Here is a 13,287-nt window from a genome sequence, read left to right on the forward strand (position 1 = left end):
TAATAAGCTGCGCTGCAATTCTCAAGTGGTCAGTGTACGCAGCAGGTTCTTGTAGTCCTCGCGGATGTCCGCGTCGGATTCCTTTAGTTCGTTGATCTTGCGGCATGCGTGCAAGACAGTGGTGTGGTCGCGCCCACCAAACACATCGCCGATTTCCGGCAGGCTGTGGTTGGTCAGTTCCTTGGACAGGGCCATGGCGACCTGACGCGGACGAGCGACCGAGCGCGAACGGCGCTTGGACAGCAGATCGGAAATCTTGATCTTGTAGTACTCGGCCACGGTCCGCTGGATGTTATCCACAGACACCAGCTTGTCCTGCAGGGCCAGCAGGTCCTTCAGCGATTCGCGGATCAGCTCGATGGTGATCTCTCGCCCCATGAAGTGCGAGTGGGCGATCACCCGCTTCAGTGCGCCTTCGAGTTCGCGTACGTTGGAGCGAATACGCTGGGCAATGAAGAACGCCGCGTCATGGGGCAGTTCGACCTTGGCCTGGTCGGCCTTCTTCATCAGGATCGCCACGCGGGTTTCCAGCTCGGGCGGCTCCACCGCAACGGTCAGGCCCCAGCCGAAACGCGACTTCAGGCGCTCTTCCAGGCCTTCGATTTCCTTGGGATAGCGGTCACTGGTGAGAATCACCTGCTGGCCGCCTTCGAGCAAGGCATTGAAGGTGTGGAAAAACTCTTCCTGGGAACGCTCCTTGCGTGCGAAGAACTGAATGTCGTCGATCAGCAGGGCGTCCACCGAACGGTAGAAGCGCTTGAACTCGTTGATGGCGTTCAACTGCAGCGCCTTGACCATGTCGGCGACGAAACGCTCCGAATGCAGGTAGACCACCTTGGCATTCGGGTTCTTCTTCAATAGATGGTTACCCACAGCATGCATCAAGTGGGTCTTACCGAGACCGACGCCACCATACAGGAACAGCGGGTTGTAGCCGTGCTTGGGGTTGTCCGCCACCTGCCACGCCGCAGCGCGGGCCAACTGGTTGGACTTACCCTCGACGAAGTTCTCGAAGGTGAAGGTACGGTTCAGGTAACTGGTGTGCTTGAGTGCGCCCTCGACCTGGACCGTGCGCTGTTCGGCACGTACCGGAGCCTGCTGCGCGGCGGCGCCGGCCATCGGATCGAAACTGTCGCGGGACGGCTCTTCGCTGGCCTCCGCCACTTCCTTCTGGCTGGCGGCTGGCGGGGTCGGCGTTGCCACCGGTGCAGTCGGTGTAGCCGCCGCGGCGGCAGCCGCACTGGCGGCCAGGGCCTGGGAAGCCGCGGCAGCCAGAGGAGCATTCGGTGCAGCACGCGGCGCCGAACTGCGTTTGCTGCCTATTAATAAGGAAAGGGCAGGCGCCATGCCGTTGCCATGCTCGTTCAGCAGCTCAAGCAAACGTCCCAGGTACTTTTCGTTCACCCAGTCGAGCACAAAACGGTTCGGTGCATAGACACGCAACTCGTCGCCTTCGGCTTCGACCTGTAGTGGACGGATCCAGGTGTTGAATTGCTGGGCAGGCAGCTCATCACGCAGAAGCTCCACGCACTGCTGCCAAAGTTCCACTGACACGGATATCCCCTAAGTTGAAAGCCGGTAAGGCAAAAACAAGCGGCCATTGTACCGGCAGGCCGAGCACTTATCCACACGTCGATTGCAGGCAGAGCCCGGCGAATCAATCTCTTATCTGTGAACAAGGCGACCAGCGGTATGTGAATAAGCCCTGTGGATAACAGCCCTTGAGGGCGTTGCACAAGTGTGATCGAAAGTCTGTGGACAACCCGCCTGTGGATAACCTCTCTTTCCACACACAACTTATTCGCCGGCGCAGCACAGGCAGGGCACCGTTTCCCCACCGTGTTGTCATTCTCTGTACAGTAGGTGTTTCCTGGCCTCAAGCCAGTTATCCACAGGTGCTCGCGAGCTAAGCTTTTATAAGCTTTACAGAAAAACTTTAAATAATTCGCTTCTTTATTTCTATGTCTTGAGCTCGTGTTGATCAAGCCCGGGAACGAGAAATACCTATAGGAAGGAAAAGCTGGTTGGAAATTGACCTGAAGGCTTGCTTTCTCTAGAATCGCCGATCTCTTAAAACGGGGGCCATTCCGGCCCGTTGTGACGAACCAGGTAGCAACGCCATGAAACGTACTTTCCAACCCAGCACTATCAAACGCGCCCGCACCCACGGTTTCCGTGCTCGCATGGCAACCAAGAACGGTCGTGCCGTCCTGTCGCGCCGCCGCGCCAAAGGTCGTGCCCGTCTGTCGGTTTGATATTCCGGCTTTGGTGGTGAGTCAGGACTTCAGTCGGGAAAAGCGTCTGCTTACTCCACGACATTTCAAGGCGGTCTTTGACTCCCCTACCGGCAAGGTTCCGGGGAAAAACCTCCTGCTCCTTGCGCGCAACAACGACCTCGATCATCCCCGGCTGGGGCTGGTTATCGGTAAAAAGAGCGTCAAGCTCTCCGTTGAGCGCAATCGCCTCAAACGTGTGATGCGCGAATCGTTCCGTCTGCACCAGGATTTACTGGCAGGCTGGGACATTGTTATCGTCGCGCGCAAAGGTTTGGGGGACGTAGAAAACCCCGAATTGATTCAGCATTTCGGTAAGCTGTGGAAACGCCTGGTTCGTAATGCACCAGCTGCCGCAGTCAAAACCGAATCTGCAGGGGTAGACAGTCCAGATGCGTAAACTGGCACTCGTTCCGATCCAGTTTTACCGCTATGCCATTAGTCCCCTGATGGCCAGTCACTGTCGTTTCTACCCCAGTTGTTCCTGCTACGCGTACGAAGCCATCGAAACTCATGGACTCCTGCGCGGTGGCTGGCTGACCTTTCGTCGTTTAGGTCGCTGTCATCCGTGGAATGCCGGTGGTTATGACCCGGTTCCACCTATTCCTACCTCCCGTTCTTCTTCGATGGCCGAGTAATCATGGATATCAAACGCACGATCCTGATCGTCGCCCTGGCAATCGTGTCCTACGTCATGGTTCTGAAATGGAACCAGGACTACGGCCAGGCTGCCCTGCCGACTCAGAATGTTGCCAGCACCACCGTTTCCGGTCTGCCGGATACCGCAACCGGCAGCAATGCCGCCGCCAGTGATGACATTCCACGAGCCACCAATGACACCAGCGCTCCTGCCGAAGCACCGCTGGCCGTCAGCAAGGACCTCATCCAGATCAAGACGGATGTGCTGGAACTTGCCATCGATCCGAAAGGTGGTGACGTCGCGCAACTCAAGTTGCCGAAATACCCACGTCGCCAGGATCATCCGGACGTTCCATTCCAGCTGTTTGACAACGGTGGCGAGCGTATCTACCTGGCACAAAGCGGCCTGATCGGTACCAACGGCCCGGACTCGAATGCCGCAGGTCGTCCGCTGTACGCATCCGAGCAGAAAAGTTATCAACTGGCTGACGGTCAGGACCAACTGGTCGTCGACCTGAAGTTCAGCGCGAACGGCGTCAACTACATCAAGCGTTTCACCCTGAAGCGCGGCCTGTATGACGTGACCGTTTCCTACCTGATCGACAACGAAAGCGGCCAGCCATGGTCGGGGGCGATGTTCGCCCAGCTCAAGCGCGACGCCAGCGCCGATCCGTCCTCGAGCACCGCCACCGGTACCGCGACCTACCTGGGCGCCGCCCTGTGGACAAGTTCGGAGCCGTACAAGAAAGTGTCGATGAAAGATATCGACAAGGGCTCGCTGAAGGAAACCGTCCAGGGTGGCTGGGTGGCCTGGCTGCAACACTACTTCGTAACCGCCTGGGTTCCTGCCAAGGGCGACAGCAATGTCGTAAGCACCCGCAAGGACAGCCAGGGCAATTACATCATCGGCTACACCGGTCCTTCGCTGAACGTGGCGCCAGGCCAGAAGGCCGAGGTCAGTGCCGTTCTTTACGCCGGTCCGAAGATCCAGTCCGTACTGAAGCAGTTGTCCCCAGGCCTGGAACTGACCGTCGACTACGGCATCCTGTGGTTCATCGCCCAGCCGATCTTCTGGCTGCTGCAACATATCCACGGCCTGCTGGGTAACTGGGGCTTCTCGATCATCGTGCTGACCATGCTGATCAAGGGCCTGTTCTTCCCGCTGTCGGCTGCCAGCTACAAGTCGATGGCCCGCATGCGTGCCGTTGCCCCGCGACTGGCCCAGCTGAAGGAACAGTTTGGCGACGATCGGCAGAAGATGTCGCAGGCCATGATGGAGCTGTACAAGAAAGAGAAGATCAATCCGCTGGGTGGCTGCCTGCCGATCCTGGTGCAGATGCCGGTTTTCCTTTCGCTGTACTGGGTGCTGCTGGAAAGCGTTGAAATGCGCCAGGCCCCGTTCATCCTGTGGATTACCGACCTGTCGATCAAGGATCCGTTCTTCATCCTGCCGATCATCATGGGCGCCACCATGTTCATCCAGCAGCGTCTGAACCCGACTCCGCCGGACCCGATGCAGGCCAAGGTGATGAAGCTGATGCCGATCATCTTCACCTTCTTCTTCCTGTGGTTCCCTGCAGGTCTGGTGCTGTACTGGGTTGTGAACAACTGCCTGTCGATCGCCCAGCAGTGGTACATCACCAGCCGTATCGAAGCCGCTACCAAAAAGGCCGCTGCCTGACATACGCTGTGGATAACCACTCAAGACGCCCCCTAGTGGGGCGTTTTGCTATCTGCCACTTTCTGTTTTGAGGCTCGCTCCATGAACGTCCCTCGGGAAACCATCGCCGCCGTCGCCACCGCCCAGGGTCGTGGTGGTGTCGGTATCGTCCGTATTTCCGGGCCTCTGGCGCAGACTGCGGCACAGGCCATCAGCGGTCGTGAGCTGAAACCGCGGTTTGCCCACTATGGCCCATTCCACGGTGAGGCCGGTGAAGTGCTGGACGAAGGCCTGGCGCTGTATTTCCCGGGGCCGAATTCGTTCACCGGCGAAGATGTGCTGGAGCTGCAGGGCCACGGTGGCCCGATCGTGCTCGACATGCTGCTGCAGCGTTGCCTGCAACTGGGTTGCCGGTTGGCCCGTCCGGGCGAATTCAGCGAACGCGCGTTCCTCAACGACAAGCTCGACCTGGCCCAGGCCGAAGCGATCGCCGACCTGATCGAGGCGAGTTCCGCCCAGGCGGCGCGCAATGCCCTGCGTTCGTTGCAGGGAGCGTTTTCCCAGCGTGTGCATAACCTCACCGAACAGCTGATCAGCCTGCGGATCTACGTCGAGGCGGCCATCGACTTTCCCGAGGAGGAAATCGACTTCCTTGCCGATGGCCATGTCCTGGCGATGCTCGACGCGGTCCGTGACGAGTTGTCCACAGTGATCCGCGAAGCCGGGCAGGGCGCGTTGTTGCGCGATGGCATGACCGTGGTGATCGCCGGCCGGCCGAATGCCGGCAAGTCGAGCCTGCTCAATGCCCTGGCCGGGCGCGAAGCGGCCATCGTCACCGAGATCGCCGGCACCACCCGGGATATTCTCCGTGAACATATCCACATTGATGGCATGCCGCTGCACGTGGTCGATACCGCCGGCTTGCGCGACACCGACGACCATGTGGAAAAGATTGGAGTGCAACGGGCGCTCAAGGCCATCGGCGAGGCGGATCGCGTGCTGCTGGTGGTGGACGCCACGGCGCCCGAGGCTGCAGATCCCTTCGCCCTGTGGCCGGAGTTTCTTGAACAGCGGCCAGACCCGGCCAAGGTCACCTTGATCCGCAACAAGGCCGACCTGAGCGGCGAGAAGATCGCCCTGGAAGTCAGCGAGGACGGTCATGTCACCATCAGCCTCAGCGCCAAGTCTGCTGGCGAGGGCCTGGAGCTGCTGCGTGATCACCTCAAGGCCTGCATGGGTTATGAACAGACCGCCGAGAGCAGTTTCAGCGCACGTCGCCGGCACCTGGAAGCCCTGCGCTTCGCCAGTGCGGCCCTGGAACACGGCCATGCCCAGTTGACCCTGGCGGGGGCGGGCGAGCTGCTGGCCGAAGACTTGCGCCAGGCCCAGCAGTTCCTCGGCGAAATCACCGGTGCATTCAGCTCCGATGACTTGCTGGGAAGAATTTTCTCGAGTTTTTGTATCGGAAAATGACAGCCAGCAGCAATGTGGTTATCCACAATTCAAGGTAGGCGCCTGCCTTGAGGTGAGCCGGGACGGTAGGGGTCCACCCGGCTCGCGTTTCTTACCTGTTCCTGAAAACGGCCACTTGCGCCATTTCCCTCCAGCCATACCCGTCATCAACCCTTTCCTGCCTGACACTCCAATCTCCACTGATTCATCCTGGCCACGGGAGGATTTTCCGTGTCCGGCCGTCGCCTCCCCGGTCTTTTTCTGTGGATTAAGCCCTGTGAATAACCGCGCTTCAGCTCAGTTGATAACCCGGCCTGAAAACTGAGGATGAACCGATCTGTGGATAACGATCACTTTAATCCACAGGCTTACACCGGTTATCCCAAACCCTCCCGAGCACATGACCACAGAGTTATGAATCGTTGTACACATTGATAAATAAGGGCTGCATAACCTTATCCACAGATAGGTTGGGCCCTAAGAATAAACATAAAAACAAGGTTTTAATACATTTCCTTCTTTTTGATTTCTATTGTGCGTGCTTATCCACAACTGGTTAAATTTTGTGCAAAGGGTTCTTTAGGAAGGGCGAATTCCCTATACTGGGTCATTCAGTCCAAATTTCTCTTATTTACCTACCTGGAAGCAGGCACGAGGTGCGTGGTGGATTTCCCTTCCCGTTTTGAAGTGATCGTCATCGGCGGCGGTCATGCCGGTACCGAGGCAGCACTAGCATCAGCACGCATGGGGGCAAAAACCCTGTTGCTGACGCACAACGTGGAAACCCTCGGTGCCATGAGCTGCAACCCGGCCATTGGTGGTATTGGTAAAAGCCACCTGGTCAAGGAAATCGATGCCCTTGGCGGCGCTATGGCGATTGCCACCGATAAAGGTGGCATCCAGTTCCGCGTTCTCAACAGCCGCAAAGGTCCGGCGGTGCGCGCCACCCGGGCCCAGGCCGACCGCGCCCTGTACAAGGCCGCGGTACGCGAGATCCTGGAAAACCAGCCGAACCTGTGGATATTTCAGCAATCCGCCGATGACCTGATCGTCGAGCAGGACCAGGTCCGCGGCGTCGTCACCCAGATGGGCCTGCGTTTCTTCGCCGACTCCGTGGTATTGACCACCGGTACCTTCCTGGGCGGACTTATCCACATCGGTTTGCAGAACTATTCCGGCGGCCGTGCCGGTGATCCGCCCTCGATCGCCCTGGCCCATCGCCTGCGCGAGCTGCCGCTGCGTGTCGGCCGGCTGAAAACCGGTACGCCGCCACGCATCGACGCGCGGTCTGTGGATTTCTCGGTGATGACCGAGCAACCAGGGGACACGCCGATCCCGGTGATGTCTTTCCTCGGTTCCAAAGAGCAGCATCCACGGCAGGTCAGTTGCTGGATTACCCACACCAACGCCCGCACCCACGAGATCATTGCCGCCAACCTCGATCGTTCGCCGATGTATTCCGGCGTGATCGAGGGCATCGGCCCGCGCTACTGCCCGTCGATCGAGGACAAGATCCACCGTTTCGCCGACAAGGCGAGCCACCAGGTGTTCATCGAGCCGGAAGGTCTGACCACCAACGAGCTGTACCCGAACGGGATATCCACATCCCTGCCGTTCGACGTCCAACTGCAGATCGTCCAGTCGATCCGCGGCATGGAAAACGCCCATATCGTCCGGCCCGGCTACGCCATCGAGTACGACTACTTCGATCCGCGTGACCTCAAGTACAGCCTGGAAACCAAGGTGATCGGCGGTCTGTTCTTCGCCGGCCAGATCAACGGCACCACCGGTTACGAGGAGGCCGGGGCCCAGGGTCTGTTGGCTGGTGCCAACGCCGCACTGCGGGCCAAGGGCAAGGACAGCTGGTGCCCGCGTCGCGACGAGGCGTACATCGGCGTATTGGTCGACGACCTGATCACCCTCGGTACCCAGGAGCCGTACCGGATGTTCACCTCCCGTGCCGAGTACCGCCTGATCCTGCGCGAGGACAACGCCGACCTGCGCCTGACGGAAAAAGGCCGCGAACTCGGGCTTGTGGATGACGTGCGCTGGGCGGCTTTCTGCAAGAAGCGCGAGGGTATCGAGCAGGAAGAGCAGCGTCTGAAAAGCACCTGGGTCCGCCCGGGTACCGAGCAGGGCAACGCCATCGCCGAAAAATTCGGCACCCCCCTGGCCCATGAATACAACCTGCTGAACCTGCTGAGCCGTCCGGAAATCGACTACGCTGGTCTGGTCGAAGTGACCGGGCAGGGTGCGGATGATCCACAGGTCGCCGAACAGGTCGAGATCAAGACCAAGTACGCCGGCTACATCGACCGCCAGCAGGACGAGATCGCCCGCCTGCGGGCCAGTGAAGACATCCGCCTGCCTGTGGATATCGATTACTCGACCATTTCCGGCCTGTCGAAGGAAATCCAGAGCAAGCTCAGCGCCACCCGTCCCGAGACCCTGGGCCAGGCTTCGCGCATTCCCGGGGTGACGCCGGCGGCGATATCCCTGTTGATGATTCATTTGAAAAAACGCGGCGCCGGCCGTCAGTTGGAGCAAAGCGCTTGAGTTCGTTGGTCACCACGCAACACGCCGAAGAGTTATCCACAGGTGCTCGCCAGCTCGGTGTCGACCTGACCGCAACCCAGCACGAACAGCTGCTGGGTTACCTGTCCCTGTTGATCAAGTGGAACAAGGCCTACAACCTGACCGCCGTGCGTGATCCGGACGAAATGGTTTCGCGGCACCTGCTCGACAGCTTGAGCGTGATGTCCTTCATCGAGGACGGGCGCTGGCTCGATGTCGGCAGTGGCGGCGGCATGCCGGGCATCCCCCTGGCGATCCTGTTTCCCGGTTCGGCTGTGACCTGCCTGGACAGCAACGGCAAGAAGACCCGCTTTCTGACCCAGGTCAAACTCGAACTCAAGCTGGATAACCTGCAAGTTATCCACAGTCGTGTCGAAGCCTTCCAGCCTGAACAGCCCTTTACCGGCATCATTTCCCGGGCGTTCAGCAGCATGGAGAACTTCACGAACTGGACCCGTCACCTGGGTGACCGCGATACACGCTGGCTGGCAATGAAGGGCGTCCATCCAGCGGATGAGCTGGTAGCATTGCCGGCAGACTTCCACCTCGATAGCGAACACGCCTTGGCCGTACCCGGTTGCCAAGGCCAACGTCATCTGCTGATACTGCGCCGCACGGCATGATTGGGAACACAAGCAAGAATGGCTAAGGTATTCGCGATAGCGAACCAGAAGGGTGGCGTGGGCAAGACCACCACCTGCATCAACCTCGCAGCATCCCTGGTCGCGACCAAGCGCCGGGTGCTGCTGATCGACCTCGATCCACAGGGCAACGCCACCATGGGTAGCGGTGTGGATAAGCACGGCCTGGAAAACTCCATCTACGATGTGCTGATCGGCGAATGCGATCTGGCCCAGGCCATGCACTTCTCCGAACACGGCGGTTACCAACTGCTGCCGGCCAACCGCGACCTGACGGCGGCCGAAGTGGTGCTGCTGGAAATGCAGATGAAGGAAAGCCGTCTGCGCAGCGCCCTGGCGCCGATCCGCGAAAACTACGACTTCATCCTGATCGACTGCCCGCCATCGCTTTCGATGCTGACCCTCAATGCCCTGGTCGCGGCCGACGGGGTAGTTATCCCCATGCAGTGCGAGTACTACGCCCTCGAAGGCCTGAGCGACCTTGTGGATAACATCAAGCGCATCGCCGAGCTGCTCAACCCCGAGCTGAAAATCGAAGGCCTGCTGCGGACCATGTACGACCCACGTCTGAGTTTGATGAACGACGTTTCCGCACAGCTCAAGGAACATTTCGGTGACCAGCTGTACGACACCGTGATTCCCCGCAACGTCCGACTGGCCGAGGCGCCGAGCTACGGCATGCCGGCCCTGGCCTACGACAAGCAATCCCGCGGCGCGGTGGCCTACCTGGCCCTGGCCGGCGAGATGGTTCGTCGCCAGCGCAAAAATTCACGCGTCACCGCCCCGGCAACCTAAGGAGTCCCCATGGCCGTCAAGAAACGAGGACTCGGACGCGGACTGGACGCTCTGCTGAGTGGTCCGACCGTCAGTGCGCTGGAAGAGCAGGCTGTACTGGCCGACCAGCGCGAGCTGCAGCAGTTGCCACTGGACCTGATCCAGCGCGGCAAGTACCAGCCGCGCCGCGACATGGACCCCCAGGCGCTGGAAGAACTGGCGAATTCAATCAGGGCCCAGGGCGTCATGCAGCCGATCGTGGTCCGTCCGATCGGCGGCGGGCGCTATGAAATCATCGCCGGCGAACGCCGCTGGCGCGCCAGCCAGCAGGCCGGCCAGGAGACCATCCCGGCCATGGTCCGCGATGTGCCGGATGAAACCGCCATCGCCATGGCCCTGATCGAGAACATCCAGCGCGAAGACCTCAACCCGATCGAGGAAGCCCTGGCCCTGCAGCGCCTGCAGCAGGAATTCCAGCTGACCCAGCAACAGGTCGCCGAGGCTGTGGGCAAGTCCCGGGTGACCGTGGCCAACCTGCTGCGCCTGATTGCGTTGCCGGAAGTGATCAAGACCATGCTGTCCCACGGCGACCTCGAAATGGGACACGCCCGTGCCCTGCTCGGATTGCCGGATGACCGGCAGGTCGAAGGGGCGCGACACGTTGTCGCACGCGGCCTCACCGTACGTCAGACCGAAGCCCTGGTCCGCCAGTGGCTGAGCGGCAAACCGGTACCGGTCGAGCCGCCCAAGGCCGATCCGGATATCAGCCGTCTCGAACAGCGCCTGGCCGAGCGCCTGGGCTCTGCGGTGCAGATCCGCCATGGCCAGAAAGGAAAGGGCCAGTTGGTGATCCGCTACAACTCGCTCGACGAGTTGCAAGGTGTCCTTGCGCACATCCGCTGAAACATTTCCTCATGTAGCGCGCAGTCGGAAAAGACTACCTGACAGTTGAATAGGGGCTGAACCGCCCCTATACTCTGCGCGCATTTTGTCGGCACAATTTATGCCAAGTTATTGATTTACGGCGGCCGACCCTTGAGGAGCGCAAGTGATGGAAAACCGCACGCCAAACAGGTTGCCCTTCCATCGCTTGGCGGTATTTCCGGTTTTATTGGCTCAATTGGTCGTATTGCTGGTGGCCGCGCTGGCGCTTTGGCAATGGCGTGGTGTCGTTGCCGGATACTCGGGACTCTGCGGAGGCCTGATAGCATTGCTCCCCAATGCGTATTTTGCTCACAGGGCCTTTCGGTTTTCCGGCGCCCGAGCAGCCCAGTCCATCGTCCGGTCCTTTTACGCCGGCGAGGCGGGCAAGTTGATTTTGACGGCAGTGCTGTTCGCACTGACGTTTGCAGGTGTGAAGCCACTGGCGCCGATCGCGGTATTCGGCGTCTTCGTGCTGACCCAGTCGGTCAGCTGGTTTGCACCCCTGCTAATGAAAACAAGACTTTTGAGACCTTAGGGCGTTTGAGGCAAACATGTCAGCAGAATCCGCTTCGGGCTATATCCAGCACCACTTGCAGAACCTGACCTTCGGTCAGCTACCTAACGGCGGTTGGGGCTTCGCCCATTCCGCAGCAGAAGCCAAGGCCATGGGCTTCTGGGCATTCCACGTGGATACCCTGGGCTGGTCCGTGGCTCTGGGCCTGATCTTCATCCTGCTGTTCCGCATGGCGGCGAAGAAGGCGACCTCCGGTCAGCCGGGCGCCCTGCAGAACTTCGTCGAAGTGCTGGTCGAGTTCGTCGACGGCAGCGTCAAGGACAGCTTCCACGGCCGCAGCCCGCTGATCGCGCCGCTGGCCCTGACCATTTTCGTCTGGGTGTTCCTGATGAACGCCATCGACCTGGTACCTGTCGACTGGATCCCGCAACTGGCTGCGCTGATCTCCGGCAACCACGAGATTCCGTTCCGCGCCGTATCGACCACCGACCCGAACGCCACGCTGGCCATGGCTTTCTCGGTGTTCGCGCTGATCATTTTCTACAGCATCAAGGTCAAGGGCATCGGCGGCTTCATCGGCGAACTGACCCTGCACCCGTTCGGCAGCAAGAACGTCCTGGTCCAGGCGCTGCTGATCCCGGTCAACTTCCTGCTGGAATTCGTGACCCTGATCGCCAAGCCGATCTCTCTGGCACTGCGTCTGTTCGGCAACATGTATGCCGGCGAGCTGGTGTTCATCCTGATCGCCGTGATGTTCGGCACCGGCCTGCTCTGGCTGAGCGGCCTGGGCGTGGCTCTGCAGTGGGCGTGGGCGGTGTTCCACATCCTGATCATCACCCTGCAGGCGTTCATCTTCATGATGCTGACCATCGTCTACCTGTCGATGGCGCACGAAGAAAACCATTAAGACCGGCCTCGGCCAGTCTGATGTCTCTCCCGGTCAAACGGGAGAGGGCCTCAAGCGGGAAACCGCGGCAGGGCCCGCTGAAACGATTTGTTTTACCGCTTTAAATTAAAAAAACCTAAACCATACGACGTAAAAGTCGGGAGGAAAGATGGAAACTGTAGTTGGTCTAACTGCTATCGCTGTTGCACTGCTGATCGGCCTGGGCGCACTGGGTACCGCAATTGGTTTCGGCCTGCTGGGCGGCAAATTCCTGGAAGGCGCTGCTCGCCAGCCAGAAATGGTTCCAATGCTGCAGGTTAAAATGTTCATCGTGGCCGGTCTGCTCGACGCCGTTACCATGATCGGCGTTGGTATCGCTCTGTTCTTCACCTTCGCGAACCCCTTCGTTGGTCAACTCGCTGGCTAATCACTCGAATTTTCGAGTTGATTGATGGACAACGAACGAGCGAGGTGTTGGCGTGAACATTAATGCAACCCTGATTGGCCAGTCCGTTGCGTTCTTCATTTTTGTACTGTTTTGCATGAAGTTCGTGTGGCCTCCGGTCATCGCGGCTTTGCACGAACGTCAGAAGAAGATCGCGGATGGATTGGACGCTGCCACCCGTGCAGCTCGCGACCTGGAGTTGGCCCAAGAGAAAGCGGGCAATCAACTGCGCGAAGCGAAAGCACAGGCAGCCGAGATCATTGAGCAAGCCAAGAAACGCAGCAACCAGATCGTCGAAGAGGCTGTTGAAAAAGCCCGCGTCGAAGCTGAGCGCGTGAAGGCTTCGGCTCAGGCCGAGATCGAACAGGAACTGAACAGCGTCAAAGACGCGCTGCGCGCCCAACTGGGTAGCCTGGCCGTCGGTGGTGCCGAGAAGATCCTGGGCGCCACAATCGATCAAAACGCGCACGCGGAGCTGGTTAACAAACTGGCTGCTGAAATTTAA

Annotated in this window: 14 protein-coding genes; 13 read left to right on the top strand and 1 reads right to left on the bottom strand. The window is 59.5% G+C overall.

Going from position 1 to position 13,287, the window contains the following annotated elements:
• Positions 1-21: 21 nt before the first annotated feature.
• Positions 22-1,554: a chromosomal replication initiator protein DnaA gene (gene dnaA, locus ACM62G_RS11780; RefSeq protein ID WP_419737198.1), complete on the bottom strand. Its 1,533-nt coding sequence runs from the start codon at positions 1,552-1,554 to the stop codon at positions 22-24.
• 566 nt (positions 1,555-2,120) lie between these two features.
• Between dnaA and rpmH the strand changes: the two genes are divergently transcribed.
• The 13 genes from rpmH (at position 2,121) to ACM62G_RS11845 (ending at position 13,287) form a co-directional block, all read left to right on the top strand.
• Positions 2,121-2,255, top strand: a complete 135-nt coding sequence (rpmH, locus tag ACM62G_RS11785) for a 50S ribosomal protein L34 (protein ID WP_080635311.1) — start codon at positions 2,121-2,123, stop codon at positions 2,253-2,255.
• Between the two features lie 16 nt (positions 2,256-2,271).
• Entirely contained in the window at positions 2,272-2,673 is a 402-nt protein-coding gene (gene rnpA / locus ACM62G_RS11790) for a ribonuclease P protein component (RefSeq protein WP_054056450.1), read from the top strand.
• The gene (gene yidD / locus ACM62G_RS11795) at positions 2,666-2,911 is read left to right on the top strand and encodes a membrane protein insertion efficiency factor YidD (protein WP_039792602.1); all 246 of its coding nucleotides are present in this window, start codon (positions 2,666-2,668) and stop codon (positions 2,909-2,911) included. Before rnpA ends, yidD begins: the two co-directional genes overlap by 8 nt.
• Positions 2,912-2,913: 2 nt before the next feature.
• Entirely contained in the window at positions 2,914-4,593 is a 1,680-nt protein-coding gene (yidC, locus tag ACM62G_RS11800) for a membrane protein insertase YidC (protein WP_054063424.1), read from the top strand.
• A gap of 81 nt (positions 4,594-4,674) precedes the next feature.
• Positions 4,675-6,045: a tRNA uridine-5-carboxymethylaminomethyl(34) synthesis GTPase MnmE gene (gene mnmE, locus ACM62G_RS11805; RefSeq protein ID WP_054056427.1), complete on the top strand. Its 1,371-nt coding sequence runs from the start codon at positions 4,675-4,677 to the stop codon at positions 6,043-6,045.
• 642 nt (positions 6,046-6,687) lie between these two features.
• Complete coding sequence (gene mnmG / locus ACM62G_RS11810) at positions 6,688-8,580, top strand: tRNA uridine-5-carboxymethylaminomethyl(34) synthesis enzyme MnmG (RefSeq protein WP_054056428.1); 1,893 nt, start codon at positions 6,688-6,690, stop codon at positions 8,578-8,580.
• Complete coding sequence (gene rsmG, locus ACM62G_RS11815; protein ID WP_054056429.1) at positions 8,577-9,221, top strand: 16S rRNA (guanine(527)-N(7))-methyltransferase RsmG; 645 nt, start codon at positions 8,577-8,579, stop codon at positions 9,219-9,221. The genes mnmG and rsmG overlap by 4 nt, the downstream gene beginning before the upstream one ends.
• 18 nt (positions 9,222-9,239) lie before the next feature.
• Positions 9,240-10,034 (top strand): ParA family protein, encoded by a 795-nt coding sequence (locus ACM62G_RS11820; protein ID WP_054056430.1) that lies wholly within the window; start codon positions 9,240-9,242, stop codon positions 10,032-10,034.
• Between the two features lie 9 nt (positions 10,035-10,043).
• Positions 10,044-10,916, top strand: a complete 873-nt coding sequence (locus ACM62G_RS11825) for a ParB/RepB/Spo0J family partition protein (RefSeq protein WP_419737199.1) — start codon at positions 10,044-10,046, stop codon at positions 10,914-10,916.
• Positions 10,917-11,064: 148 nt separating this feature from the next.
• Complete coding sequence (locus tag ACM62G_RS11830) at positions 11,065-11,472, top strand: F0F1 ATP synthase subunit I (RefSeq protein WP_054056432.1); 408 nt, start codon at positions 11,065-11,067, stop codon at positions 11,470-11,472.
• Between the two features lie 16 nt (positions 11,473-11,488).
• Complete coding sequence (gene atpB, locus ACM62G_RS11835) at positions 11,489-12,358, top strand: F0F1 ATP synthase subunit A (RefSeq protein WP_054056433.1); 870 nt, start codon at positions 11,489-11,491, stop codon at positions 12,356-12,358.
• Positions 12,359-12,506: 148 nt separating this feature from the next.
• Positions 12,507-12,764: a F0F1 ATP synthase subunit C gene (gene atpE, locus ACM62G_RS11840; RefSeq protein ID WP_002555987.1), complete on the top strand. Its 258-nt coding sequence runs from the start codon at positions 12,507-12,509 to the stop codon at positions 12,762-12,764.
• 52 nt (positions 12,765-12,816) lie between these two features.
• On the top strand, positions 12,817-13,287 hold the full coding sequence (locus ACM62G_RS11845) for a F0F1 ATP synthase subunit B (protein WP_054056435.1): 471 nt from the start codon (positions 12,817-12,819) through the stop codon (positions 13,285-13,287).

The organism is Pseudomonas sp. COR18 (genome assembly GCF_048568395.1).
In the GTDB taxonomy this organism is placed as follows: domain Bacteria; phylum Pseudomonadota; class Gammaproteobacteria; order Pseudomonadales; family Pseudomonadaceae; genus Aquipseudomonas; species Aquipseudomonas fuscovaginae_B.